Below are 24,703 nucleotides of genomic sequence, written 5' to 3' on the forward strand. Positions count from 1 at the left end.
CTCCCCAAGAAGGACAAGGCCGCGAAGCAGGCGGGCCCCGAGAACACCGCCATCGAGGTCCCCAACGAGCTGGACGACGCGCCCGCCCCCACCGCACAGCCGGAAGGCACCGAGCTGGGCGCCACCGTGAAGGTCACCGGCAAGGGCGAGTTCCTGGTGAAGGCCGGCCAGTGGCGCTCCTGGGAGGGCACCCTGTCCACCGCCCTCAACGGCCCCGCGCAGCCCGCCGTGAACCTGCCCGCGGGCACCTACAAGGCCCGCATCACGCCCGTCAGCGCGCCCCAGCAGGCTCCGGCCGCGCCCCAGGCTCCGGAAGCAGCGCCCGCGCCTACCGCGACTCCGCCCGCGCCGTAGGGGCCGGGCCGTCCGAAGCGCGCACCATCCGCACCACGGCGTCCACCCACTCCGGGTGGGCGTTGAGGGACGGCACCAGCGTCAGCGACTCGCCGCCCGCCTCCACGAACTGCTCCTTCGCACGGAGGCCAACCTCCTCCAGCGTCTCCAGGCAGTCCGCCACGAAGGCCGGGCACATCACCGCCAGCCGCTTCACGCCCTTCGCCGCCAGCTCCGGCAGCACCAGGTCCGTGTAGGGCTTCACCCACGGCGTGCGCCCCAGCCGCGACTGGAAGGACACCGTGTAGCCGCCCTCCGGCAGCGCCAGCCGCTGGGCCAGCATCCGCGCCGTCGCGAAGCACTGCGCGCGGTAGCAGTGCCGGTTCTCCGCCGTGATGGCGTCACAGCACCCCGAGGACGCCAGGCAGTGCTTTCCCGTCGGGTCGCTCTTGCGCATGTGCCGCTCCGGCAACCCGTGGAAGCTGAAGAGCACGTGGTCCGCGCGCATGTCGGCAATCACCGGCCGGGCCACCGACGCGAACGCGTCCAGGAAGCCCGCGTCATCCCAGAACGCCGGCACCGCGCGCACGTTGGGGACGTCCCAGCCCTCCGCCAGCACCTCGTAGGTGCGCGCCAGCGACGACGCGGAAGACGACGCCGCCTCGTGCGGGTACAGCGGCAGCACCGTGAACTCCGACACGCCCTTCGCCTTCAGCCGCGCGATGGCGTCCGGCAGCGACGGGTTGCCGTAGCGCATGGCCAGCTCGACTTCGTAGTCGTCCCCCAGCTGCTCCCGCACCCGCGCCTCCAGCGCGCGGCTGTACACGAGCAGCGGCGAGCCCTCCTTCATCCACACCTTGCGGTACGCCTCCGCGCTCTTCGCGGGGCGGAAGGGAAGGATGAAGAGGTTCAGGAGGAACCAGCGCCCCACCGGGTGGATGTCGATGACGCGCGGGTCGTTGAGGAACTCGCGCAGGTAGCGGCGCACCGGCCCGGACTCGGGCGCGTCCGGCGTCCCCAGGTTGACGAGCAGCAGTCCCCGCTTCGTGGTCGGCACGGCCATGCGCGAAGTCCCTCGGGAGTCTTTTTCAGTGCAGCGCGTGCGGCAGCGTGAGCGCGAACTCGGCGATGCGCGCCTCGAAGCGCGTGCCGTCCGGACGCTCCATCTCGTAGCCACCGCGCATGGTGCCGAAGGGCGTCTTCAGCATCGCCCAGCTGGTGTACTCGAACCGCTCGCCCGGCTTGAGGTGCGGCTGACGGCCAACCACGCCCTCGCCCTTCACCTCGTCCACGTGGCCCTGGGCGTCGGTGATGATCCAATGCCGCGACCGCAGCTGCGCCGGGACGGTGCCTTCGTTGAAGAGCACCACCTTGTACATGAAGGCGAACTGCCCGGACTCAGGCGTGCTGCGCTCCGGCCAGAAGGTCGGCTCCACGGTGACGCGGATGCCGTCGGTGGTGGCGGTGGACATGCCGGGAGACTTGGCAGCGACTCCCGTCCGATGCAAGGGAAACGCAGGGGTCTCCCGAGGCTCCAGGGCCCCCGTCAGCCGCGGTCCTGCTCCCGCGCCGGCGCGTCCGGGGCCTTGTCCGCGTCCGCCACCGGGGTGGAGCCCGCCGCCTCCGGGGGCTTGGGGAACACCAACGACGCCACGATGGCCACCAGCAGGCACCCGCCAATCACCGCCAGCGAGATGCCGATGGGAATCTTGAACCAGTGCTCGATGAGCATCTTCACGCCCACGAAGGCCAGGATGACGCCCAGCGCGGCCTTCAGCAGGTGGAACTTCTCCATCAGGCTGGAGACGACGAAGAAGAGCGAGCGCAGGCCCAGGATGGCGCAGACGTTGGACGTGTAGATGATGAACGGGTCCTTGCTGATGCCCAGCACCGCCGGGATGGAGTCCATGGCGAAGAGCAGGTCCGTGGCCTCCACCACCAGCAACACGATGAACAGCGGCGTCACCTTGCGCCGGCCATCCTCGTGGAGGAAGAAGCGGCTGCCGTCTCCCTGGCGCGACACCGGTAGCAGGCGCCGGGCCATCTTGACGATGAAGCCCGCCTCCGGGTCCACGTCGTCGTCGTCCTTGGCCCAGAGCATCTTGGAGGCCGTGTAGACGAGGAACGCGCCGAACAGGAAGATGAGCCACTCGAAGCGGGCCACCAGCGCCGTGCCCGCGACGATGAGCACCGCGCGCATCACGAACGCGCCCAGGATGCCCCAGAAGAGCACCCGGTGCTGGTGCTGCGGCGGCACCCGGAAGTAGCCGAACACCATCAGGAAGACGAAGAGGTTGTCGACCGACAGCGCGTACTCCACGACGTACGCCGTCAGCCACTCCAGCGCCGGCCCCTTGCCGCCGTAGTGGAACACGCCTCCGCAGAACGCGAGGCTGATGCTCACCCACACCAGCGTCCACAGCGTCGCCTCTTTCGACGACACCGCGTGCTCCTTGCGGTGGAACAGCCCCAGGTCCATGGCGAGCATCGCCAGGACGAAGACGTTGAAGGCCACCCAGGGCCAGAGCGTGTGGGTCATCACGCCCGCTGCCTACTCCGGGACGGCCCCGGCGGCTACTCCCATTCCGTCGCCGGGCGCCGCAAGACCACCAGGGAACGTCCCGCCGCCTGCACCTTGCCGCCCGCCGGGGTGTGCGTGCGCAGGGATTCCCCCGTGGCCGCGGTGTCCACCACCAGCTCCCAGTCCGCGCCCCACTCCAGGGCGGGCAGCATGAAGGTGATGGGCTCGTGGTGCGCGTTGAGCAGCACCAGCAAGGTGTCCCCGACGATGCGGTGGCCCTCGTCGTCCGGCGTGGCGATGGCGTCCCCCCCCAGCAGGAAGGCCAGGGAGCGCACGTAGGGCTTCTCCCAGTCGTCGCGCTTCATCTCCTTGCCGTCCGGCCGGAACCACGCCAGGTCCTTCAGCTCGCTGTCCCAGATGTGGGCCCCGCGGAAGAAGCGGCGCTTGGAGAGCACCGGCTGCTCGCGCCGCAGCTTGATGATGCGGGCGGTGAAGTCCAACAACTGGCGCTGCTTCTCGTTGAGCTCCCAGTTCACCCACGACAGCTCGTTGTCCTGGCAGTAGGCGTTGTTGTTGCCCTTCTGCGTGCGGCCCATCTCGTCGCCCGCCACCAGCATGGGCACGCCCTGCGACAGGAAGAGGGACGCCAGGAAGTTGCGCTTCTGCTGCTCGCGCAGCGTGTTCACCTTGGGGTCGTTCGTCTCCCCCTCCACGCCGCAGTTCCAGGCGTGGTTGTCATTGGCGCCGTCGCGGTTCTCCTCGCCGTTGGCCTCGTTGTGCTTCTGGCTGTACGTCACCAGGTCGTGCAGCGTGAAGCCGTCATGCGCGGTGACGAAGTTCACGCTCGCCGTGGGCTTGCGGCCGGACAGCGCGAACAGGTCGGAGCTGCCGGTGAGCCGGGAACCAATCTCCGCCGCCTGCCGGTCGTCACCCTTCCAGTAGCGGCGCATGGTGTCGCGGTACTTGCCGTTCCACTCGCTCCACAGCACCGGGAAGTTGCCCACCTGGTAGCCGTAGTCCCCCACGTCCCACGGCTCCGCGATGAGCTTCACGCGGCTCAAGACGGGGTCCTGGTGGAGGATTTGAAAGAAGGCCGCGCGGGTGTCGTAGCCGTGCCTGTCGCGTCCCAGCGTCGTCGCCAGGTCGAAGCGGAAGCCGTCCACGTGCATCACTTCCACCCAGTAGCGCAGCGAGTCCGCGATGAGCTTCAGCGCATACGGGTGCGTGGCGTTCCACGAGTTGCCGCACCCCGTGAAGTCCATGAAGTAGCGCGGGTCCTTCTCACTGAGCCGGTAGTACGCGCCGGCGTCCAGCCCCTTGAAGGACAGCGTGGGGCCCAGGTGGTTGCCCTCGCAGGTGTGGTTGTACACGACGTCGAGAATCACTTCGATTCCCGCGCGGTGCAGCAGCTTCACCATCCCCTTGAACTCCGCCACCTGCTCGCCCAGCGAGCCCGACGCGCAGTAGCGCGCGTCCGGAGCGAAGAAGCCCAGCGTGTTGTAGCCCCAGTAGTTGGAGCGCCCCTTCTGGGTGAGGAACGGCTCGTCCATGAAGGCGTGGATGGGGAGCAGCTCCACGCTCGTCACGCCCACCTTCTTCAGGTGCTCGATGCTGGCCGGGTGCGCCAGGCCCGCGTACGTGCCGCGCAGGTGCTCCGGCATGCGCGGGTTCAGCTTGGTGAAGCCCTTGACGTGCAGCTCGTAGAGGACCGTCTTGTGCCAGGGGACCTCCGGCCGCTTGTCATTCTCCCAGTCGAACCCGTCCGACAGGATGACCGCCTTGGGCACGCCCCAGGCGTCGTCCTGCGTGTCCATGACGAGGTCCTCCTCCTTGCCCCCGTGCACGTACCCGTGGATGGGCGCCTTGGGGTCCACCTGACCGTGCAGCGCGCGGGCGTAGGGGTCCACCAGGAGCTTGTGCGGGTTGAAGCGCAGGCCCTTCTTCGGCTCATACGGACCGTGAACCCGCAGGCCGTACAGACAGCCGGCGTGCACGCCCGGCATGTAGCCGTGAAAGACGTGGTTCGTGGTCTCCAGCAACGGGAAGCGGCGCGTCTCCTTCTTGGGGTCGGCGGGGTCGAAGAGACAGACCTCCACCTTCTTCGCGTGCTCGCTGAACACGGCGAAGTTCACGCCGTTCCCGTCGTACGTGGCGCCCAGGGGAAACGGCTTCCCTGGAAGCACCTCGGCCCTTCTCATCCAGTGCTCCTCTCCAGCAGCACCACCGGGAACTCCGCGAGGAGCGGCCCCAGGGCCAGCCCCACGCCTCCCGGCCCCTGCTGGGGACGGACGGGGCGCCCGGTGAAGACATTGCGGAACATCATGCCCGCATATGCTTCCGGAAGGTTCAGGAACGTACCGTCATACGCCTGAGCCAGCCCGCCGGACTCCAGCGCCTCCAGCGTGTAACGCGGCGCGCAGGCAATCAGCACGCTGTCACCGTGCGTGCGCGCGAAGCCGACCGCCGCGGGCGAGCGCGGCCCGGACAGCTCCAGCGCCTCGTAACCGCCCGCGCGGCACAGGTCCGCGTACTTCTGACGCAGGCGCAGCGCCTCCGCCAGGACGAAGAGCTTCACCTGCCCGTCGTCCAGGTCCTTCACCAGCCGCTCGCACAGGGCGGGCCGGTCCTTCGCCGCCGCGTCGTCCAGCGCCGTGAGCAGCCGCTCGCGCAGGGCGTAGTCCACCGGCCGGCGGTTGTCCGGATCCACCAGCGACAAATCCCACAGCTCGCAGCCCTGGTACGTGTCCACCACGCCGGGCGAGGCCAGCTTCAGCAGCAGCTGCCCCAGCGCGTTGTGCTGGCCCGCGCGCTCGATGCGGCGCTTGAAGGCCTTCATGTCATCCAGGAGGGCCTGGCCCTTCGAGGGGTCGAAGCACGCGTCCACGAAGCGCGCCACCGCGTCGTCGTAGGAGCCGTCCGGGTTGGTCCACGACGTGCGGACCTTGGCCTCCTTGATGGCCTTGCCCATGTACTCGCGCACGCGGCGGTGGAACTCCTTCCACTCGCCTTCGGGCACCTGCTCGCCCATGGGCCACGCGCCCACCACCGTCTGGAAGAAGAGGTAGACGTCGTTGGACGACGGCGCGGGGCCCGAGGGCAGGTGGCTGACGAAGGGCCGGGTGAGGTCCGCCCAGGCGCGCACCTTCTCCCGCCAGTCCTCCGGCAGCTCCGTGAGGACGTTGATGCGCGCGCGCACGTCCTCGCTGCGCTTGGTGTCGTGGGTGCTGGAGGTGAGCATGCTCGCCGGCCAGCGCTCCGCGCGCTCCTGGTTGCGCAGGTGGAAGGTGGTGGCGCGCATGCCGAAGTGCTCCGGCTCGCCGCCCACCTCGTTGAGGCTCACCAGCCGGTTGTAGATGTAGAAGACGGTGTCCTCCAGGCCCTTGGCCATGACGGGGCCCGTCACCTGCTGGAGCTTCATCGCGAACCTCAACATCACCGCCTTCTCTTCATCCCCCACGTGCTCCGGGTAGCGGCCCAGGAGGATGTCGCGCAGGAAGTCGAAGATGGAGGCGTTGGTGGTGGTGTTGCGCTCCTTGGCGCGCTGGAGGGTCCACTCGATGTACTGCACATCGCGCACGTCCAGCTCCGCGCGCCAGCCGTCCACGTAGGTGCGGTACACGGGGAACAGCGCGATGAACTCCACCAGCGCGCGCCGCAGGCTGTTGAGCGTGAAGTCGCGCGTGCGGCGGTTCATCTCCGAGATGCGGTTGAGCTCGTGCGCCAGCACGTTGATTTCGCTGGCCATGCTCACGCGCATGATGAGCAGCTTCTTCTGGTACACCAACTCCGCGAAGTCCTGCGTGCCGCCCGCGAAGCGCTCGTACGTCTCCGTCAGGTGCGCCTCCGCGGCCGGGTGCACGAACAGGCCGCTCACCGCGTTGGCGAAGCGGTAGCCGGTGGTGCCGTGCACCGCCCACGACTCCGGGATGCGCTCGCGGCCGCCTTGAATCTTCTCCACCGCCACGAAAAGCGCCTTGCGCAGCGGGCTGTCCGGCGTGTCCATCACCTGGCGCCGCCACTTCGCGCGCAAGAGCGCCTCCACCTCCGGCCACCGCGCGTCGTCCCCCTCCTTCTTCTCCGCGTCGAAGCGCGCCCGCGCGCGCTCCACGAAGAAGCGCTCCTGCAGGTCCAGGAAGTAGGCGGTGGGGTCGAAGAGGCCGTCCGGGTGGTCGATTCTCAGGCCCGTGACGCGCCCCTCGCGCAGCCACTCGAAGATGCGCTGGTGCGCCTCCTGGAAGACGTCCGCGTCCTCCACGCGGATGGCGGCCAGGCCGTTGATGTCGAAGAAGCGGCGGTAGTTGATCTCCTCGCCCGCCACGCGCCAGTGCGCCAGCCGGTAGCTGCAGTTCTGCAGCAGCGAATCCAGGAGGTCGAAGGAGCGCACGTTGCCGGGCGTGCCGTTGAACACCCGGAGGTTCTCCTCCACGTACGCCGCCAGCTCCGCGCTGTCCGCCACCACCGCGGCGAGTCGCCGCTTGATGACCTCCTTCTCGCGGTGCCGCTCCGTCACCTTCGCCGCGTCCACCTCCGTGCGCAGCGGCAGGTGGTCCAGGGCCGTCAGGATGGAGAGCAGCTCCACCAGGTGCGTCGACTCCGGACCCAGCTGCTTCTCCAACCGCTCCAGGCCGTGCTTGAGGAGGGTCGCGTACTGGCGCGGCGCCACCGGCAGACGGTGGTCGTAGTAGTGCAGATGGAAGGCGCCGGACTCATAGGACAGCTTCAGCTCGCCGCGCTCCAGCACGATGCCGTACTGGTCGCCCAGGATGGGCAGCAGTACCTTGTCCGCCAGCTCGTCCTTCACCGGCCGCCAGTCCATGTCGAAGAACTTCGCGTAGACGGACGATGGGCCGTTCTCCAGCACGTCCAACCACAGCCGGTTGTCCCGCTCGATGCCCATGTGGTTGGGCACCACGTCCAGCACCTGCCCCAGCCCGTGCTCGCTCAGGGCGTCACAGAGGGCGGCGTGCTCTTCCTCCGTGCCCACCTCCGGGTTGAGCCGTTGGTGGTCCACGCAGTCGTAGCCGTGGGTGCTGCCGGGCGTGGCCTTGAGGTAGGGCGACGCATAGAAGTCGCTCACGCCCAGCCGGGCCAGGTACGGCACCAGCGCCTTCGCCTGTTGGAAGGTGAAGCCCTGATGCAACTGCATCCGGTAGGTGGACAGCGGCGTGCCGCGGCGCGATTGCAGCTCGCGTTGGACCTGTTCGAACAGGCCCTCCGCCTGGGCTTCCACCGCCGTGTTCGTGCCATCCGCGTCCGCCACCCGCGCGGAGCGCTCCCCTGCCTCGGAACCGTCGTGGAACATGACCCCCAGAGGTAGGTCCGACGCGGCGCGTCCGCCAGCGGGCAGATGCGCCTTCGCCCCCTTTTCAACGCTCCGGACGGGCGGCCGGTCCAGAGGGAAAAAGCGGAGGGCCCGTCCCGCGCGATGCGTGACGAGCCCCCAGGGTCCTTCGGGCTACCGGCGACGGCCCCGACGGGCCCTGCACCGTTCAGCTCAGGTGCTTGTTCACCAGCGCGGTCATCTCGAACATGGTGACGTTCTTCTTGCCGCCGAAGATGGGCTTGAGCTTGTCGTCGGCGTTGATCTGGCGCTTGTTCTTCGCGTCCTGGAGGTTGTTCTTCTTGATGTAGTCCCAGATCTTGCTGACCACCGCGGTGCGGGGCAGCGCCTTGGAACCGACGATCGCCGCCAGCTCAGCGGAGGGCGTCATCTCCTTCATGAACGCGGCGTTGGGCTTACGGCCCGCGGCCTTCTTCGCGGCAGGAGCCTTCTTCGCGGCAGCAGGGGCAGACTTCTTCGCAGCGGCTTTCTTGGCGGCCATTCGTCTTGTGTCTCCTCCCCTCCGAAGGGGACGTTGCACGGCGTGCTTTCATCTTCAAGCTAGAGCCGATGGCGCGTAGTAGCACGGCCTAGAGCGAAAAACAGCGTCCATCGCGCGCTTTTTCCCTCTGGGGCTCCTCGGAGCGACGGCTTCGGAGGCTAGAACTCGGCCCCGCAGCGCATTCTTCCCTCGGGAACGGAAGTCCCGCGACGCGTCCGGAGCGCCAGAATCCGGCTCCGGAGGCCGTTTTCCCTCGGGGATTGTGCCTCGCGGCGCGTCCGGAGGCGGAAAGTCGGCACCCGGAGCAGCCTCCCCCTCGGGGGGGACCCTGCCCTTTTCGGCGGTGGACGGGATGTGGCTTTTCGGATGAAACAGCGCCCATGAATGCCCTCATCACTGGTGCCGGTGGCTTCCTGGGGACCTGGCTCGCGCGGGCGCTGGCGGCTCGCGGCGACCAGATTTCATGCCTGTTGCGCCCCACCACGGACACCCGCGAGCTGGAAAAGGCCCTGGCGGGCCACCCCTGGACGCGGGTGGTGGGCGACGTGACGGACCCCGCCTCGCTGGCCAGCGCGGTGAAGGGCGTGGACGTCGTCTTCCACCTGGCCGGCATCCGCCGCGCCGCGCTGCGCGATGAGTTCATGCGCGTCAACGCGGAGGGCACCCGCCTCATCTGTGAGGCCATGGCCGCCCTGCCAGAGCCCCGTCCCCGCCTGGTGATGTGCGGCTCCCTGGCCTCCCACGGCCCCTCCACCCCGGAGCGCCCCCATGTAGAGGAGGACGCCTTCCATCCGCATGAGTGGTACGGCGAGAGCAAGGCGGAAGCGGAGCGCATCGCGTTCTCCTTCCAGGACCGGCTGCCGGTGACGGTGATCCGCCCGCCGCGCATCCTCGGGCCCGGAGACCGGGAAAACCTGACGTTCTTCAAGCTGGGGAAGAAGGGCATCCGGCTGGAGCTGGCCGGAGGCCCCCGTCCCCTGTCCCTGGTGGACGTGGAGGACGTGGTGGACCTGCTGCTCGTCTTGGCGGAGAAGCCGGAGGCCCTGGGGGAGGCGTTCTTCTGCGCGGGGCCGGAGCGGCTGACCCTGGAGGAGATGCAGGACCTGGGGGCGAAGGCCCTGGGCTTCCAGACGCGCACCTGGAGGCTGTCCCCGGCGGTGCTGACCGCCCTGGCCTCGGCGGCGGACGGGGTGACGCGGCTGACGGGCCGCAAGCTCCCCCTGAACCGGAAGCTGGCGCGGCAGCTCCTGGCCCCGGCCTGGACCTGCTCGGGGGCCAAGGCCGAACGCCTGCTGGGCTTCCGGCCGCGCCGTGGCCTGGCGGAGTCCATCACTCGCAGTGGTGAATGGTATCGCGCGCAGGGCTGGTTATAGCCCCATGCGCCCAAAGGGCCCGCAGCCCACGCTGGCCTTCCGCTTTCGTTGACCGGACCCCCCCCAGGATGGGAGGAAGCCCGACCGCCCATGCCCCCCAAAGTGCCCGCCAAAGCAGCCTTCTTCGACGTCGACGGGACGCTGGTCCGGACGAACATCGTCCACGTCTATGCCTATTACGCCATGAACCGGGGCTCGCTCCGGGGCATCGCGGGCCGCACCCTGGGCACCGCCCTGGGTCTGCCGGTGTTCGGCATCCTGGATGCCGTCAACCGCAAGGCCTTCAACGAGTTCTTCTACCGGTACTACTCGGGCCTCAGCGAGGACCGGCTCGTCACCATCGCGGAGGACATGTTCGAGGACGTCCTCAAGCCCGCGCTGTACGAGCAGACGCAGGACCTCATCGACGAGGCGCGTCGTGCCGGTTGCCGCATCGTGTTGGTCACCGGAGCGCTGGACTTCACCATGCGCCCGCTGGCCCGGCACCTGGGCTGCGATGACGTCATCGCCAACAAGATGCAGTTCGTGGGCGGCAAGGCCACCGGCAAGGTGATTCCGCCCATCATCGAAGGCGCCAACAAGGCCAACGCCATCCGCGCCTATTGCGAGCGCGAAGGCCTGGCCCTCAACCAGTGCCATGGCTACTCGGACAGCGCCTCCGACTACGCCATGCTCGCCGTGGTGGGACGGCCCACCGCGGTGAACCCGGACCTGCGGCTGCGCTCGCTCGCGCGCGCGTACAACTGGCCCATCCTGGACCTGAAGTAATCCCCCACCCCTTTTCGCCGCCCCCTTCATCCATGCGCCCGCTCAAGACGCTCCAGAAGCTGTACGACGAGGAAAGCCAGGTGGTCATCACGGAGAAGGGCAGCCCCCCTCGGGCGCTCTTCTACGGTGAGGGCTTCCTCCAGGAAGACCTGCCCGTGGGCACCCGGGTCATCTTCCCCCGCCCCCCGCTGGAGGGCGTGCCCAACGTGAAGGCCGCCATCCGCTGGGCCATCAACCACCCGGAGGGCATGGACCCGCTGCACGCGCTGCTCAAGCCCGGCATGCGGCTGACGTGCGTCATCGACGACATCAGCGTCCCGCTGCCGCCCATGGTCACGCCGGACGTGCGCCAGTCCATCCTGGAGGTGGTGCTGGAGCTGTGCGCGGACAGTGGCGTGGATGACGTGCACCTGGTCATCGCCAACGCGCTGCACCGCCGGATGACCGAAGGCGAGATGAAGCGCATGGTGGGCGAGAAGATCTTCGACGCCTACTACCCGGACCGCTACTACAACCACGACGCGGAAGACCCGGACGGCATCACGGAGCTGGAGCGCACCAGCCACAATGAAGTGGTGGCGGTGAACCGCCGCGTGGCGGAGAGCGACCTCATCGTCTACGTGAACATCAACTTCGTGCCCATGAACGGCGGGCACAAGTCCATGGGCACGGGCGTGACGAACTACGCGTCGCTCCGGCACCACCACAACCCGAAGACCATCCGCGACTCCGACAGCTACATGGAGCCGAAGGCGAGCGCGCTCTACACGAAGAACTCGCGCATCGGCACGGTCATCGACCAGACGCTGAAGGTCTTCCACATCGAGACCACGCTGAACAACCGCATGTTCGGCGCGCCCACGGACTTCCTGGCGAAGAAGGAAGAGGACTACACGGAGGCGGACCGGCTGAAGTTCCAGGCCCTGCGCTTCACGCTGTCCAAGCTGCCCCGCGCGGCGGCGCGCAAGGTGCTCAACGCCATCCCCGCGCCCTATGACGTGACGGGCGTGTTCGCGGGGGCCACGGAGCCCACGCACCAGAAGACGCTGGAGCAGAGCTGGAAGCAGTACGTGGTGCCGGTGGAGGGGCAGAGCGACATCGTCATCTTCCCCATCCCGTTCGTCAGCCCCTACAGCGTCAACTCCGTCCTCAACCCGCTGCTCGTGCAGGTGATGGGGCTTGGGTACTTCTACAACCTCAACCGGGGCGTGCCGCTGGTGAAGAAGGGGGGCGTGCTCATCCTCCTGCACCCGGCCTACGACGAGTTCGACCCCGTGCAGCACCCCAGCTACATCGAGTTCTTCCACCGGCTGCTGCCGGAGACGCGGGACTCCATGAAGCTGGAGCACAAGTACGAGAAGGAGTTCGCGGAGAACCCCAGCTACGTGCACCTGTACCGCAAGGGCAACGCCTACCACGGCGTGCACCCCTTCTACATGTGGTACTGGGGCGAGAATGGCCGCCAGCACGTAGGCAAGGTCATCGTCGCGGGCGCGGAGAACAACCACGTCCCGGCCCTGCTCGGCTGGGATCGCACCGACACCCTCTCCGAGGCGATTGAAGAGGCGCGCGGCTTCATGGGGCGCTCCGCGTCCATCAGCCTGCTGCGCATCGCGCCCACGGTGATGGTGGACGTGAAGTGAAAGGGTCGCACACGGACATGGCCACGCCCTCCGAGCTGAACGTCACCGAGGTCTTCACCGGCAAGCGCATCGTCTTCGTCGGCACCACCGGCTTCGTGGGCAAGGTGACGCTGTCGATGTTGCTGGCCCACTACGGCGACGTGCTGGACCGGGTCTACGTCATCGTGCGCAAGGGCAGCGCCGCGTCCGCGGAGCGCCGCTTCTTCGACAAGGTGGCGCCCAGCGAGCCCTTCCAGCCGCTGCGCGACCGCCTGGGCGACGAAGGCGCCATGGCGTTCATCCAGAAGAAGTGCACCATCCTGGATGGCGACATCACCGACCCCTTCGTGGGCCTGGAGGAGGCGCAGGTCGACGCGCTCACCGGACAGGTGCACGCCATCGTCAACTGCGCGGGCCTGGTCTCCTTCAATCCGTCCCTGGAGGTGGGCCTCAACGTCAACACCCACGGCGTGAAGAACGCGGTGGCGCTGGCGCTGCGCTGGTCCGTGCCGCTCATCCACATGTCCACCGCGTTCGTCGTGGGCAACCGCAGCGGGCTCGTCTTCGAGGACGAGCAGGTGCTGAACTACTTCCCCAAGCAGGGGGAGATGGACGGGCGCGACTTCAGCCTGGAGCAGGAGCTGGCGGACGCGGATAAAATCGTGGCCCGCCTGCGCGAACAGGCGGATGACAAGGCGCTCACCTCCCTCTTCCGGCAGAAGGCGCTGGACCGCCTGGAGGAGGAGGGCCGCGACGCCACCGACGAGAAGACGCTGCGCCTGGCCGTGGGCCGCGAGCGCAAGCTGTGGCTGTCCGGCGAGCTGGTCCGCGCGGGCATGGAGCGCGCGCAGCACTGGGGCTGGCCCAACACGTACACGTACGCCAAGCACCTGGGCGAACAGGTGATGGCGGGGACGCCGGGGCTTCGCTACTCCATCGTGCGACCCTCCATCGTGGAGAGCGCGGCGCACTTCCCCTTCCCCGGCTGGAACGAAGGCTTCACCACGTCCGCGCCGCTGGCGTACGCGGGCATCAAGGGCCAGCGCGGCATCCCCGCGGGCGACCACGCCATCCTGGACATCATCCCGGTGGACCAGGTGGCCGGCGCCACGCTGGGCATCACCGCGCACGCGATGCAGGTGGAGGAGCGCCGCGTCTACAACCTGGCGTCCGGTGACGTGAACCCGTTCCTCGCCAGCCGCTCCGTGGAGCTGGTGGGTCTGTACCGCCGCCGCTACTACCGCAACCGTGAGACGGGCAACTCGCTGGTCAACTCGCTGCGCTCGCGCATCGAGCCGCAGCCCGTGAGCAAGCAGGAGTTCCAGCTGCTCAGCGCGCCCATGCTGGCGAAGGGCGCGAAGCTGCTGAAGAAGGCCATGGACGAGGTGCGGCCCGCGTGGGGCGCGCCCCGCGTGCAGGCGATGATGGACAAGGCCCGCGTCGCGCTGGACGAGGTGGAGTCCCAGGCGGGCAGCCTCGGCGGCCTCATCGAACTGTTCCTCCCCTTCCTCTGGGAGAACCGCTACGTCTTCCGCTGCGACAACACGCGCTCCGTCTACGAGCGCATGGTGCCGGCGGACCGCGCGAAGATTGACTGGGCGCCGGACCGCATCGACTGGCGCGAGTACTTCCTGGGCACGCACCTGCCCGGCCTGGAGAAGTGGGTGTTCCCGGGCCTGGACGAGGAGCGCGAGAAGCGCACCGCCATCCCCGCGCACCGCGACCTGCTGGAGCTCTTCGAAGCCACCGTGCACGCGTACCGCCACCGGGTGGCGTTCCGCATGGCAGCGGGAGAGAAGGAAGAGCGCTTCACCTTCGGCGAGGTGCACCGCTACGCGGCCCGCGTGGGCAGCTACCTGATGGCCCAGGGCATCAAGCGCGGCGACCGCGTCCTCCTGGTGTCGGAGAACCGGCCGGAGTGGGCCATCAGCTACTTCGGCATCCTGCGCGCTGGCGGCACCGCCGTGCCGGTGGACCCCTCGCTCACCGAAGCGGAGGTGGTCAACATCGCGAAGCGCGCGGCGGCGAAGCAGTGCCTCGTGTCCGAGCAGACCGCGGAGGACTTCCCCGGCCTCTTCACCGCGCTGGGTGAGGGCGTGGGCGTGGCCAGCCTCGCGGAGGCCATGACGGGTGACCCGGCGTTCCCGGACCGCATTGGCCCGGTGAGGAAGTCCGCCGCCGCGGACGACGTGGCGAGCGTCATCTTCACCTCCGGCACCACCGGCACGCCCAAGGGCGTGATGCTCACGCACCGCAACTTCGCGGCGCTGGTGGCGAAGCTGGCGGGCGCGTTCGACGTGGGCGTGGGTGACGGCGTGCTGTCCGTGCTGCCCCTGCACCACACCTTCGAGTTCTCCGCCGGCTTCCTCACGCCGTTCATGCGCGGCGCGGAAATCACGTACATCGACGAGCTCACGTCGGACCGGCTGGGCGACGTCTTCGAGACGGGCCGCGTGACGGCGATGATTGGCGTGCCCGCGCTCTGGCAGCTCTTGCACCGCAAGATTACGCAGGAGATGGCCGCGCGCCCGCCGCTGGTGGAGCAGGCGCTCAAGGCGCTGATGGCGGCCAACGGGGAGCTGCGCAACCGCAGCTCGCTCAACCTGGGCAAGCTGCTGTTCTGGCCGGTGCACCGCAAGTTCGGCGGACGGGTGAAGGTCCTGGTGTCCGGCGGCTCCGCGCTGTCGGAAGAAGTGCACCAGGCCTTCCACGAGCTGGGCTTCACCATGCGCGAGGGCTACGGCCTCACGGAGGCCGCGCCGGTGCTGGCGGTGTCCGAGGCCACCAACAAGCGCGTGAAGGGCACGGTGGGCAAGGCGCTGCCGGGCATCGAGTTCAAGATTCAGAACCCGGACAACGACGGCATTGGCGAGGTGCTGGCCAAGGGCCCGAACGTGATGGCGGGCTACTTCGGGGACCGCGAGGCCACCGAGGCCGTGGTGAAGGAAGGCTGGCTGCACACCGGCGACCTGGGCCGCATGGACGACGAGGGCCGCCTGTACCTCATGGGCCGCGCCAAGGACGTCATCGTCGACGCCAACGGCAAGAACGTCTACCCGGACGAGCTGGAGGAGCTGTACCAGGAGCACGAGCACATCAAGGAGATGTCCATCGTCGGCCTGCCGGATGACGCCGGCGGCGAGAAGGTGGCGTGCCTGTGCGTGCCGGACTTCAAGGACCGCCCGCGTGAAGAGGTCCGCCACGAGCTGGAGGAGCACTTCCGCAAGGTGAGCGCGGGCATGCCCTTCTACCGGCGCGTGAAGGTGCTGCGCTTCTGGGACGGCGAGCTGCCGCGCACGTCCACCCGCAAGGTGAAGCGCAAGCGCGTGGTGGAGGAACTGCAGCGGCTGGACCGCGTGGCCGCCAGCGCGGGCCGCGTGAAGGAGAAGGCGCAGGCAGCGCCCACCACCGGCGGCGTGTCGGACTGGCTCTTCCCGCTCATCGCGGAGGTATGCCACCGCCCGGCGTCGGACGTGCGGCCGGACTCGCAGCTCATTGGCGACCTGGGCTTCGACTCGCTGATGCTCACGGAGATGTCCGTGGCGCTGGAGGGCGCGGGCGTGCCGCTGCCCGCCATTGAAGACCTGACGCAGGTGCAGACGGTGGAGGACCTGCGCAAGCTGGTGGTGGCCTCCGGACGCCGGCCCTCGCAGGAGACGCGGGCGCGCGACATCAAGAAGGAAGCCGAGCGCGCGGAGGAAGCGGAGATTCCGGTGCCGGAGTCGGTGTCCGCGCTGGGCCGGCAGCTCTTGTCCTTCGGGCAGAAGGTGCTCTACGGCGGCGTCTTCGACGTGAAGGTGACGGGCAAGACGTTCATCCCGCAGAACCGCAACTTCCTCGTCATCGCCAACCACGCCAGCCACCTGGACGCGGGCCTGGTGCGCGTGGTGCTGGGCGGCCAGGGCGAGCGGCTGGTGTCGCTGGCCGCGCGCGACTACTTCTTCGACACGCCGCTCAAGCGCGCGTGGTTCGAGAACTTCACCCACCTCATCCCCATCGACCGGCAGGGCAGCCTGCGTGAGTCGCTGCGCGTGGCGGGCGAGGCGCTGCGGCAGGGCTTCAACGTCCTCATCTTCCCGGAGGGCACGCGCTCCAAGACGGGCGAGCTGATGGAGTTCAAGCCGACGCTGGGCTACCTGTCGCTCACCTACGGGGTGGACGTGCTGCCGCTGTACATCCACGGCGCGTACGAAGCGCTGCCCAAGGGCTCCATGTTCCCGAAGACGAAGGAGCTGGAGGTGCACGTGGGCCCGGCGCTGGAGTACGCGTCGCTGAAGGCCCGGGCGCAGGGCATGGCGCGCTCGGAGGGCTACCGCTACGTGACGCACATCGCGGAGGAAGCGGTGCGCTCGCTGAGGGCGGGCAAGGTGCTGGACCTGGAGCAGGTGGGCGCGGACCGGGACTTCACCCCGCCCGCCCGGGCCCTGCCGGAAGGGAAGGACGCGTGAAGCTGCTCGTCACCGGAGGCACGGGATTCCTGGGCACGCACCTGGTGCCCAAGCTGGTTGCCGCGGGCCACGACGTGCGCCTCATCGCGCGCTCGAAGCCGTCAGGCCCCGCGTTCGCGAAGACCGAAGTCCAGCAGGGCGACCTCAAGGACCGGGACGCCGTGCGCCGCGCGCTGGAGGGCGTGGACGCCGTCTACCACCTGGCGGGGCTCGTCTCCTTCCAGAGCAAGGACGCGCGGCGGATGTACGAGCTGCACGTGGACTGCACGCGCGAGCTGCTACGCGACGTGCGCGAAGCAGGCATCCAGCGCGTCATCCTGGGCTCCACCTCCGGCACCATCGCGGTGTCGAAGGACGACCGCGTGGGCACGGAGGACGACGACTACCCCATCACCACCGTCGCCAACTGGCCCTACTACCTGTCCAAGATTTACGAAGAGAAGCTGGCGCTGGAGTACTGCCGCAAGCACTCCGTCCCGCTGGTGGTGCTCAACCCCAGCCTGCTGATGGGGCCCGGGGATGACCGCCTGTCCTCCACCTGGACGGTGGTGAAGTTCCTCAACCGGGAGATTCCGGCCATGCCCGGCGGCGGCATCTCCTTCGTGGACGCGCGCGACGCGGCGGACGCCTTCGTGCAGGCGCTCACCAAGGGCGAGGTGTACGGCCGCCACCTGATGGGCGTGAACATGGCCATGCCGGACTTCTTCGACCGGCTCCAGCGCCTCACCGGAGTGCCCGCCCCGCGCATGAAGCTGCCGCGCGAGGTGAACATCTGGGGCGGCAAGCTGCTGGAGCAGTTCGCGAAGCTGCGCGGCACCGTGTCCAAGCTCGACCCGCAGGAGGTCGAGATTGGCGAGCACTTCTTCTACCTGGAGCCCGCCAAGGCCGAGCGCGAGCTGGGCTTCAAGGCGCGCGACGTCCACGAGACGCTGCTGGACACCGTCCAGTACCTCTACGGGAAGATGCCGCCCGGCAGCCTGCCCGGCACCCGCGGCCGGCTGGCCGAGTCGCGCGAAGGCACCTGACGTTCCAGGAAGAAAGCGCGGCGGGCCCTACGGGTTCGCCGCGCCGCCGTGCACCCGGCCGCCGCTCACGCGCTCCACGAGCCGGGCGGCGTTCGGGTCCTTGTCCTTCTGGTGCCACACCCAGGCGGCGCCCAGGAAGGCCACTCCCAACAGGACGAGGATGAGCCGGGCCAGGAAGGACGGGCCTGAGCCTTCGTCCGCCATGGCCTTCAGCCCACCACGCGGTTACGGCCGGACTTCTTGGCCTTGTAGAGGTTCGCGTCCGCCACCTTGATGAACTGGGACGGCTCCGACATCTCCGAGGCGACTTCCGCCACGCCCAGGGAGATGGTGACGGGGATTTCCTTGTCCTCGAAGACGAAGCGCTTGTCCTCCACCAGCTTGCGGATCTTCTCCGCGAACAGGCGCGCCTTGTCCGGACCGTCCTCCGGCATCACCACGGCGAACTCCTCGCCGCCGTAGCGCGCGAAGCACTGCTCGCGCCGGACGAGCTTCTTGATGGACTGCGCCAGCTCCCGCAGCACGTAGTCGCCGGCCAGGTGACCGTGCACGTCGTTGATCTGCTTGAAGTGGTCGATGTCGAACATGAACATCGACAGCGTGCGCTGGTACCGGTGCGAGCGGCCCATCTCCCGCTCCAGGTACTCCAGGAAGTAGCGCTTGTTGTTGATGCCGGTGAGACCGTCCGCGATGGTCAGCGTGTAGATGGTCTCGTGGTACTGGGTCTCGATGTTGTCGCCGTCGAGGAACTTGAAGATGGAGCCTCCCACCTTCACCAGGTCCCCGCTGCGCAACGGCTGCGCCTGGAGCACTTCCCGGTCGTTGAGGTAGGTGCCGTTGGTGGACTGGAGGTCCTCCACGAACATCTTCCCCTGCCGGCCCCAGATGCGCGCGTGGCGGCGGGACACGTTGTCCAGGTCCACCACGATGTGGTTGTGCTGGTCGCGACCGATGGTGAACTCGGTCTCTTCCAGCACGTACTTCTTGCCCAGCTCAGGGCCGTGGATCTGCACGAGGCAGCACTCAGCGCCGCGCTCGGGTCCCGGGGTGAGGCTGGAGATCTTGGTGACTCGCGTTTGGTCGCCAGACATCGCTTGGCCACGCTAGCACGCAAGGTCCGGGGAAGCCACGCAAGCCAAGAGGACGTACGGGGTTGCGCCCCTCCTCCTACATGCCGCGAAACCGAGAGGTCGCTTTCCTCCCATCCGCCCCGCCCGGTTGGGCACTCAACGGAAAAGCTTGCACCGGCCGCACGGCCATTGTGGGCCAGCGGCCGGGGGCTAACGTGGCCGGCACCTATGTCAAAGCTGCTGGCCATGATTCTTGCGGGAGGCGCTGGCACGCGCCTGGAGCCCCTGACCCGGGAGCGCGCGAAGCCCGCGGTTCCGTTCGGTGGGCGCTACCGCATCATCGACTTCGTCCTGTCGAACTTCGCCAACTCCGGCGTGTACCGGATGAAGGTGCTGACCCAGTACAAGAGCGACTCGCTCAACAACCACCTGTCGCGCGCGTGGCGCATGACGGCGTTCCTGGGTCACTACGTGGAGGCGGTGCCCGCGCAGATGCGCACCGGCGTGGACTGGTACAAGGGCAGCGCGGACGCCATCTACCAGAACCTCAACATCATCACGGACGAGGAGCCGGACCACATCTTCGTCTTCGGCGCGGACCACGTGTACCGGATGGACACGCGCAAGATGCTGGACTTCCACATCGAGCGGAAGGCGGCGTGCACGGTGGCCGCGATTCCGGTGCCCATCGAGCAGGGGCACGAGTTCGGCATCATCGACGTGGGGCCGGACGGGCGGATGCTCCAGTTCCTGGAGAAGCCCAAGAACCCGCCGCCCATGCCGGGCAACCCGAAGATGTGCCTGGCCTCCATGGGCAACTACCTCTTCACCACGGACACGCTGGTGAAGCAGGTGGTGCGCGACGCGGCGGACGAGAAGAGCGCGCACGACTTCGGCAAGTCCATCATCAGCCAGCTGTACAAGCACGAGCCCGTGTACGTGTACGACTTCGCCCAGAACACGGTGGCCGGCCAGGAGGACAAGGAGCGCGGCTACTGGCGGGACGTGGGGAACATCGACGTGTACTACCAGTCCAACATGGACCTGGTGGAGGTGGACCCGACCTTCAACCTGTACAACGACCGCTGGCCCATCCACACGCAGCCCAACAACTACCCGCCGGCGAAGTTCGTCTTCGCGGACCGGGAGAACAAGCGCGTGGGCACCGCCACGGACTCGCTGGTGGCGGAGGGCTGCATCATCTCCGGCGGCCACGTGCACCGCTCCGTGCTGTCGCCGAAGGTGCGGGTGAACTCGTATTCGGAGGTGGAGGACTCCATCCTCTTCGAGAACGTCACCATCGGACGCCGCTGCCGCATCAAGCGGGCCATCATCGACAAGAACGTGGAGATTCCGCCCGGGATGACCATTGGCTACGACCCGGTGGAGGACAAGCGCCGCTTCCACGTCACGTCCGGCGGCGTCGTCGTCATCCCCAAGGGGATGAAGGTCACCTGACCGTCAGCCAGGTGCCTTCCAGCAGCGGGCGCTCCCGGAATCACGTCCGGGGCGCCCGCTTTGCTTTTCGCTTCAGTGGAACGCGGCCTTCACGTCCGGCCGGTTGAGCACGATGAGCGACCAGATGCCCGGCACGAGCGACAGGCAGGAGCACGGGCCGCAGCACGGGATGCAGCAGAGGATGGCGGCCGTCATGGCCCAGCCGTAGCTCCGCAGGTTCTTCATCTTCCAGCCGCCGAAGGCCACCAGCCCGTTGAGCACCAGCCCGGGCGCGGTGGTCACGACGCGTCCCATGGGCGACAGCATCCACGTGACGATGTCCTTCCACTGCTGGGGCATGTCCGGGTTGTCGAAGAAGTTCTCCAGCTGCGCCGAGCTCGTCGGCGTCACCATGCTCACCAGCAAGTACAGGAAGGTGAGGCCCGCCATCACCAGCATCAGGATGGAGGGGACGGACAGGTCCTGGGCGGCCTTCGCGCGCGAGGGGTTGAAGTCCGGCGCGGGCGGGATGTCGTGGGTCTCGTCCATGACGTGGGGCTCAGGCCGGCTGGCGCATGGCCGCGACGGGGCGCTTCTCGAAGGCGGCCAGCGTGGTGGCGATCTCCTGGTTCACCTGCCGCAGCATGTCCTGCTTCTCCCGGAACGGCAGGAAGGCGCTCTTGAAGCCGGACACGATGATGGTGGTGAGGTCCTCCAGCGACAGGCCCAGCTCGCGGTGGGCCAGCCACAGCTCCTTCGTCACCGTGGTGTCGGTGATGAGGCGGTTGTCCGTGTTGATGGTCACCCGCAGGCCGTAGTCGAAATAGAACTTGAGCGGGTGGGACTCCAGCGAGGACACCGCGCCCGTCTGGACGTTGGAGGACGGGCAGACCTCCATGGGGATGCGGTGGTCGTTGACGTAGTTGAGCAGGTCCCCGTCCTCGCGCAGCCGGGTGCCGTGGCCAATGCGGTGCGCGCCCAGCGAGTGGATGGCCTGGGAGATGGACTCCGGTCCGTAGGCCTCACCGGCGTGGGCGGTGCAGTTGACGTTGTTCTTGAGGATGAGGCGGAAGGCGTCCAGGTGGTCCTTGGCGGGGAAGCTGGCCTCCGCGCCCGCCAGGTCGAAGCCCACGACGCCGCGGTTCTTGTACGCCACGGACAGCTCCGCCAGGCGCATGGACGTCTGCGGGTTGATGTGGCGGATGCCGCAGACGATGACGGCGCACTTGATGCCCGTCTCCTTCTTCGCGGCGCGCAGGCCCTCCAGCACGGAGTCGATGACGGTGGTCATCTTCAGGCCCTTCTGCAGGTGCAGCGCGGGCGAATAGCGCACCTCCAGCCAGCGCACGTTCTCCGCGGCGGCGTCCACGGCCAGCTCGTAGGCGGCGCGGTAGAGGGACTCGGCCGTCTGGAGGACGGAGAGCGTCACGTCGAACGCGACGAGGTACTCCTCCAGGCTCTTGCACACCTGGCCCATGTGGATGGCCTTGGCCAGGCCGTCCTCGGTGTCGGCCATGAGCTTGATCTTCTGCTGCTCGGCCAGCTCCAGGATGGTCTTGAGCCGCATGGACCCGTCCAGGTGGCAGTGCAGGTCCGTCTTGGGGAGCGCGTGGAGCAGCTCCTCCGTCACCGCCAGCGTGGGGGGCGGGATGATGTCCGTACGCCGGGCGGATGAAGGGATGCCGGTGGCGTTGGGGGTTTCGTCTTCACGAATCGTGGGCATGGTCGAAGTTCCTCGCTTGCGTCATCCTCCCCCAAACCATGCCGTCCCGCGCCTGTCCACGCCTGCCCCTGCTGACCTGCCTGATGTTGACGCTGGCCGTCATGGCGTGCCAGCGGGCGCCGGTGGAACCGGCCTTCCAGTACTCCAGCAATGCGTCCTCGCGGACGGGGCTCACGGCCCTTTCGGACGGGGTGCTCCTGGGCAACGAAGCGGGCACGGTGGTGCGCCTGGACCGCGAGGGCCGGCCGGTGTGGACCGCCCGGCTGGGCCGCGAGGTGGCGGTGGCCCCCGCCCTGGCCGGCGAGAGCGTCGTCGTGGGGACGGTGGTGGGCGAGGTGGCCTGCCTGTCGCTCGAGGACGGCAAGGAGCGCTGGCGCCTGGGAGGCGAGCCGCCCGTGCTGACACCGCCCGTGGTGGACGACGCGGGACACACCGTCTACCTGGTGGCGCCCGATGGCGCGGTGCGCGCCCTGGCGGTGGACTCCGGGCAGGAGCGCTGGAAGCAGCCGGCGCCCAAGGCCCCCACGCCCGCGTCGGCGGAATCCTTGGAGCCACAGCCATCCGTGACCCCGGGGCTCCGGGCGGCGCCGGTGCTGGTGGCGGACGTGCTGGTGGTGCCGCTCGGCTCGGGGCTGTGGGCGCTGGACGCCCGGAGCGGTGTGCCGCGCTGGTCGCTGCCGGTGACGGACGTGGTGGGGCTGGATTCGGAGCGCGACACGGTGTTCGTGGCCACGCGGCCGGGCCGGGTGCTGGCGCTGTCGGTGAAGAACGGGAGCACGCGCTGGGAGCAGCGCTTCTCGGACGGGGTGACGGGGCCGCCCGCGCGGGCGCTGGGCGCGCTGTGGGTGGGCGCGGGCCCGTCGTCGCTGGTGGGGCTGTCCACCTCGGAGGGCCGGGAGGTGGCGCGGGTGGTGCTGCCCTCGCCGCTGGTGGGCCGGGTGCAGGTGGGGCTGGAGGACCTGCTGCTGGTGCCCACGTCCGGCCACGAGGGGAACCTGGTCGCGCTCAAGGCGCCGGGCTGGACGCCTGCGTTCACCGTGCGGGCGGACACGCCGCTGCGCACGCGGCCGGTGGTGCGCGGGCCGCTGGTGTTCGTGCTGGGGTTGGACGGCCGCGTGCTGGCGTGGCGGCTGCGGGTGCCGCCGCCCGCCTGAGGACTCAGGCGCCGGAGCCGGTGGGGACGTCCACTTTCGCGTCGCTCACGGACTCCACGTAGTCCAGGTCGCGGTGGAAGGTCTCCGCCAGCCGCGCCAGGGCGACGAGCGCCAGGACGAAGCACACCGCGCCCACGGCCAGCGCCGCGTGCGCCACGCCCAGGGAGCCCTTGAGCTGACCGAAGGCGGTGGCGGCAATCACCGCGGAGCCGCGCACGAAGTTGGGCACGGACGTCGCCACGGTGGCGCGGATGTTGGTGCCGAACTGCTCGGCCGCCATGGTGATGAGCACCGCCCAGTAGCCCACGCTCAGGCCAATGAGGAAGGTCAGCGCGTAGATGAGCGTCGGGGTGAGGCCCGGCATGAGCCCGTACACGAGCACCAGCGCGAACCAGACGCACAGGCTGAAGCCCACGGCGCGCTTGCGGCTCTGGAGCCACTGGCTCAGCAGGCCGGACATCAGGTCTCCCAGCGTCAGGCCCACGCTGCCGAAGAGGATGGCGTCGCCGGCGGTCACCGTGCCCTGCACGTTGAGGCCCGCCGTCAGCTCCGGGGCGAAGACGAAGAGGATGCCGGTGGTGAAGTAGATGGGCACGCCCACGAGGATGCAGCCCAGATACTTGGAGAAGCGTCCGCCCGTGATGAGCAGGAGCGGGTTCCCCTTCGCGGGGCCGGCCTTCTGGGTGAAGAGGGCGGACTCGGACACCTTGAAGCGCGCGAAGAGGAGCAGCAGGCCCAGCACGCCGCCCGTCACGTAGGCCGCCTTCCAGTGCAGGTGCTGCCCGACGAGCGCCGCGACGACGATGCCCAGCATGCCCAGCGTGGCGACGACGGTGGTGCCCAGGCCGCGCTTCTCCTTGGGCAGGGACTCGGCGACCAGCGTGATGGCCGCGCCCAGCTCGCCCGCGAGCCCCAGTCCTCCGAGGAAGCGGCACGCGGCGTAGCTGTTCACGTCCCAGACGAAGGGGTTGAGCAGGTTGGCCACCGAGTACAGGAGGATGGAGCCGAACATCACGGACAGCCGTCCCCGCTTGTCCCCGAGCAGGCCCCAGAAGAGGCCGCCCACCATCATCCCCGCCATCTGCGCGTTGTAGATGAACAGCCCCTTCTGGAAGATGTCGGAAGGGTCCGTGAGGCCCAGGTCCTTCAGCGACGCGACGCGCACCACGCCGAACAGCGTGATGTCGAAGAGGTCCACGAAGTAGCCGAGCCCCGCCACGAGGACGGTGAGGTTCAGGACCGAGCGCAGTTCCCGGAGACGGTTCATGGCGCGCAACCCTACCGCTTCTGGCCCGGGCGGGAAGGAGGACTCCGCGCCTCCAGCGCCTGCCACTTCGCCAAACACAGACATCCACCACCGCGCCTGCCCACCCCGTGAGTCCGGGAGGACGGGCGCGGGTGGCCTCC

18 protein-coding genes and 1 pseudogene are annotated in these 24,703 nt (G+C 68.6%); 8 read left to right on the plus strand and 11 right to left on the minus strand.

Going from position 1 to position 24,703, the window contains the following annotated elements; translation table 11 throughout:
• Positions 1-354: pseudogene (locus D7Y11_RS43460) on the plus strand (hypothetical protein); the annotation flags it as partial.
• Here the strand turns inward: D7Y11_RS43460 and hemH are convergent.
• The 6 genes from hemH to D7Y11_RS29660 form a co-directional block, all read right to left on the minus strand.
• Complete coding sequence (hemH, locus tag D7Y11_RS29635; protein WP_120580969.1) at positions 329-1,396, minus strand: ferrochelatase; 1,068 nt, start codon at positions 1,394-1,396, stop codon at positions 329-331. The pseudogene D7Y11_RS43460 and the gene hemH overlap by 26 nt on opposite strands.
• 25 nt (positions 1,397-1,421) lie before the next feature.
• On the minus strand, positions 1,422-1,805 hold the full coding sequence (gene apaG / locus D7Y11_RS29640; protein ID WP_120580970.1) for a Co2+/Mg2+ efflux protein ApaG: 384 nt from the start codon (positions 1,803-1,805) through the stop codon (positions 1,422-1,424).
• Positions 1,806-1,879: 74 nt separating this feature from the next.
• A complete protein-coding gene (locus D7Y11_RS29645) occupies positions 1,880-2,872 on the minus strand; it encodes a TerC family protein (protein WP_120580971.1) in 993 nt (330 codons plus the stop codon).
• Positions 2,873-2,907: 35 nt separating this feature from the next.
• A complete protein-coding gene (gene glgX / locus D7Y11_RS29650; protein ID WP_120580972.1) occupies positions 2,908-5,052 on the minus strand; it encodes a glycogen debranching protein GlgX in 2,145 nt (714 codons plus the stop codon).
• Entirely contained in the window at positions 5,049-8,156 is a 3,108-nt protein-coding gene (gene treY, locus D7Y11_RS29655; protein WP_217276267.1) for a malto-oligosyltrehalose synthase, read from the minus strand. The genes glgX and treY overlap by 4 nt, the downstream gene beginning before the upstream one ends.
• Before the next feature lie 187 nt (positions 8,157-8,343).
• Positions 8,344-8,676 (minus strand): SWIB/MDM2 domain-containing protein, encoded by a 333-nt coding sequence (locus D7Y11_RS29660; protein WP_014394388.1) that lies wholly within the window; start codon positions 8,674-8,676, stop codon positions 8,344-8,346.
• A gap of 380 nt (positions 8,677-9,056) precedes the next feature.
• On the opposite strand from D7Y11_RS29660, the gene D7Y11_RS29665 reads away from it, so the two are divergent.
• The 5 genes from D7Y11_RS29665 (at position 9,057) to D7Y11_RS29685 (ending at position 17,912) form a co-directional block, all read left to right on the plus strand.
• Positions 9,057-10,049, plus strand: coding sequence for an NAD(P)-dependent oxidoreductase (locus D7Y11_RS29665; protein ID WP_120580973.1), 993 nt, complete (start codon positions 9,057-9,059; stop codon positions 10,047-10,049).
• A 102-nt stretch (positions 10,050-10,151) separates the two neighbouring features.
• Complete coding sequence (locus D7Y11_RS29670) at positions 10,152-10,817, plus strand: HAD family phosphatase (RefSeq protein ID WP_120567363.1); 666 nt, start codon at positions 10,152-10,154, stop codon at positions 10,815-10,817.
• Between the two features lie 32 nt (positions 10,818-10,849).
• A complete protein-coding gene (locus D7Y11_RS29675; protein ID WP_120580259.1) occupies positions 10,850-12,460 on the plus strand; it encodes a lactate racemase domain-containing protein in 1,611 nt (536 codons plus the stop codon).
• A gap of 17 nt (positions 12,461-12,477) precedes the next feature.
• Positions 12,478-16,887: an AMP-binding protein gene (locus tag D7Y11_RS29680; RefSeq protein ID WP_120580258.1), complete on the plus strand. Its 4,410-nt coding sequence runs from the start codon at positions 12,478-12,480 to the stop codon at positions 16,885-16,887.
• The gene (locus tag D7Y11_RS29685; protein ID WP_120580257.1) at positions 16,884-17,912 is read left to right on the plus strand and encodes an NAD-dependent epimerase/dehydratase family protein; all 1,029 of its coding nucleotides are present in this window, start codon (positions 16,884-16,886) and stop codon (positions 17,910-17,912) included. Before D7Y11_RS29680 ends, D7Y11_RS29685 begins: the two co-directional genes overlap by 4 nt.
• Before the next feature lie 27 nt (positions 17,913-17,939).
• Here the strand turns inward: D7Y11_RS29685 and D7Y11_RS29690 are convergent, their stop codons facing one another.
• Positions 17,940-18,116, minus strand: a complete 177-nt coding sequence (locus D7Y11_RS29690) for a hypothetical protein (RefSeq protein WP_233597381.1) — start codon at positions 18,114-18,116, stop codon at positions 17,940-17,942.
• Positions 18,117-18,121: 5 nt separating this feature from the next.
• Entirely contained in the window at positions 18,122-19,003 is an 882-nt protein-coding gene (locus D7Y11_RS29695; RefSeq protein WP_120580255.1) for a GGDEF domain-containing protein, read from the minus strand.
• A gap of 207 nt (positions 19,004-19,210) precedes the next feature.
• Here D7Y11_RS29695 and glgC point away from each other — a divergent pair, with 207 nt between their 5' ends.
• Positions 19,211-20,440 carry a glucose-1-phosphate adenylyltransferase gene (glgC, locus tag D7Y11_RS29700; RefSeq protein WP_120580254.1) on the plus strand — a complete coding sequence of 410 codons (1,230 nt, stop codon included), beginning with the start codon at positions 19,211-19,213 and terminating at the stop codon, positions 20,438-20,440.
• A gap of 72 nt (positions 20,441-20,512) precedes the next feature.
• Here glgC and D7Y11_RS29705 read toward each other — a convergent pair whose 3' ends face one another.
• Positions 20,513-20,968 (minus strand): hypothetical protein, encoded by a 456-nt coding sequence (locus D7Y11_RS29705; protein ID WP_126935357.1) that lies wholly within the window; start codon positions 20,966-20,968, stop codon positions 20,513-20,515.
• Positions 20,969-20,978: 10 nt separating this feature from the next.
• A complete protein-coding gene (gene add / locus D7Y11_RS29710) occupies positions 20,979-22,142 on the minus strand; it encodes an adenosine deaminase (protein ID WP_121758750.1) in 1,164 nt (387 codons plus the stop codon).
• Between the two features lie 83 nt (positions 22,143-22,225).
• Between add and D7Y11_RS29715 the strand changes: the two genes are divergently transcribed.
• On the plus strand, positions 22,226-23,296 hold the full coding sequence (locus D7Y11_RS29715) for a PQQ-binding-like beta-propeller repeat protein (RefSeq protein WP_233607424.1): 1,071 nt from the start codon (positions 22,226-22,228) through the stop codon (positions 23,294-23,296).
• A 4-nt stretch (positions 23,297-23,300) separates the two neighbouring features.
• Here the strand turns inward: D7Y11_RS29715 and D7Y11_RS29720 are convergent, their stop codons facing one another.
• The gene (locus D7Y11_RS29720; protein ID WP_120580260.1) at positions 23,301-24,563 is read right to left on the minus strand and encodes an MFS transporter; all 1,263 of its coding nucleotides are present in this window, start codon (positions 24,561-24,563) and stop codon (positions 23,301-23,303) included.
• Positions 24,564-24,703 lie beyond the last annotated feature (140 nt).

Source organism: Corallococcus sp. AB018 (genome assembly GCF_003986945.1).
Taxonomy (GTDB): Bacteria; Myxococcota; Myxococcia; order Myxococcales; family Myxococcaceae; genus Corallococcus; species Corallococcus exiguus.

What these genes read in the sequence shown, in the direction of transcription:
- D7Y11_RS29675 (WP_120580259.1), top strand. Translation starts at nt 10,850, where the DNA reads ATGCGCCCGCTCAAGACGCTCCAGAAGCTGTACGACGAGGAAAGCCAG.
- add (WP_121758750.1), bottom strand. Translation starts at nt 22,142, where the DNA reads ATGCCCACGATTCGTGAAGACGAAACCCCCAACGCCACCGGCATCCCT.
- D7Y11_RS29705 (WP_126935357.1), bottom strand. Translation starts at nt 20,968, where the DNA reads ATGGACGAGACCCACGACATCCCGCCCGCGCCGGACTTCAACCCCTCG.
- D7Y11_RS29680 (WP_120580258.1), top strand. Translation starts at nt 12,478, where the DNA reads ATGGCCACGCCCTCCGAGCTGAACGTCACCGAGGTCTTCACCGGCAAG.
- D7Y11_RS29715 (WP_233607424.1), top strand. Translation starts at nt 22,226, where the DNA reads ATGTTGACGCTGGCCGTCATGGCGTGCCAGCGGGCGCCGGTGGAACCG.
- D7Y11_RS29665 (WP_120580973.1), top strand. Translation starts at nt 9,057, where the DNA reads ATGAATGCCCTCATCACTGGTGCCGGTGGCTTCCTGGGGACCTGGCTC.
- D7Y11_RS29695 (WP_120580255.1), bottom strand. Translation starts at nt 19,003, where the DNA reads ATGTCTGGCGACCAAACGCGAGTCACCAAGATCTCCAGCCTCACCCCG.
- hemH (WP_120580969.1), bottom strand. Translation starts at nt 1,396, where the DNA reads ATGGCCGTGCCGACCACGAAGCGGGGACTGCTGCTCGTCAACCTGGGG.
- treY (WP_217276267.1), bottom strand. Translation starts at nt 8,156, where the DNA reads ATGTTCCACGACGGTTCCGAGGCAGGGGAGCGCTCCGCGCGGGTGGCG.
- glgX (WP_120580972.1), bottom strand. Translation starts at nt 5,052, where the DNA reads ATGAGAAGGGCCGAGGTGCTTCCAGGGAAGCCGTTTCCCCTGGGCGCC.
- glgC (WP_120580254.1), top strand. Translation starts at nt 19,211, where the DNA reads ATGTCAAAGCTGCTGGCCATGATTCTTGCGGGAGGCGCTGGCACGCGC.
- D7Y11_RS29660 (WP_014394388.1), bottom strand. Translation starts at nt 8,676, where the DNA reads ATGGCCGCCAAGAAAGCCGCTGCGAAGAAGTCTGCCCCTGCTGCCGCG.
- D7Y11_RS29720 (WP_120580260.1), bottom strand. Translation starts at nt 24,563, where the DNA reads ATGAACCGTCTCCGGGAACTGCGCTCGGTCCTGAACCTCACCGTCCTC.
- apaG (WP_120580970.1), bottom strand. Translation starts at nt 1,805, where the DNA reads ATGTCCACCGCCACCACCGACGGCATCCGCGTCACCGTGGAGCCGACC.
- D7Y11_RS29645 (WP_120580971.1), bottom strand. Translation starts at nt 2,872, where the DNA reads ATGACCCACACGCTCTGGCCCTGGGTGGCCTTCAACGTCTTCGTCCTG.
- D7Y11_RS29690 (WP_233597381.1), bottom strand. Translation starts at nt 18,116, where the DNA reads ATGGCGGACGAAGGCTCAGGCCCGTCCTTCCTGGCCCGGCTCATCCTC.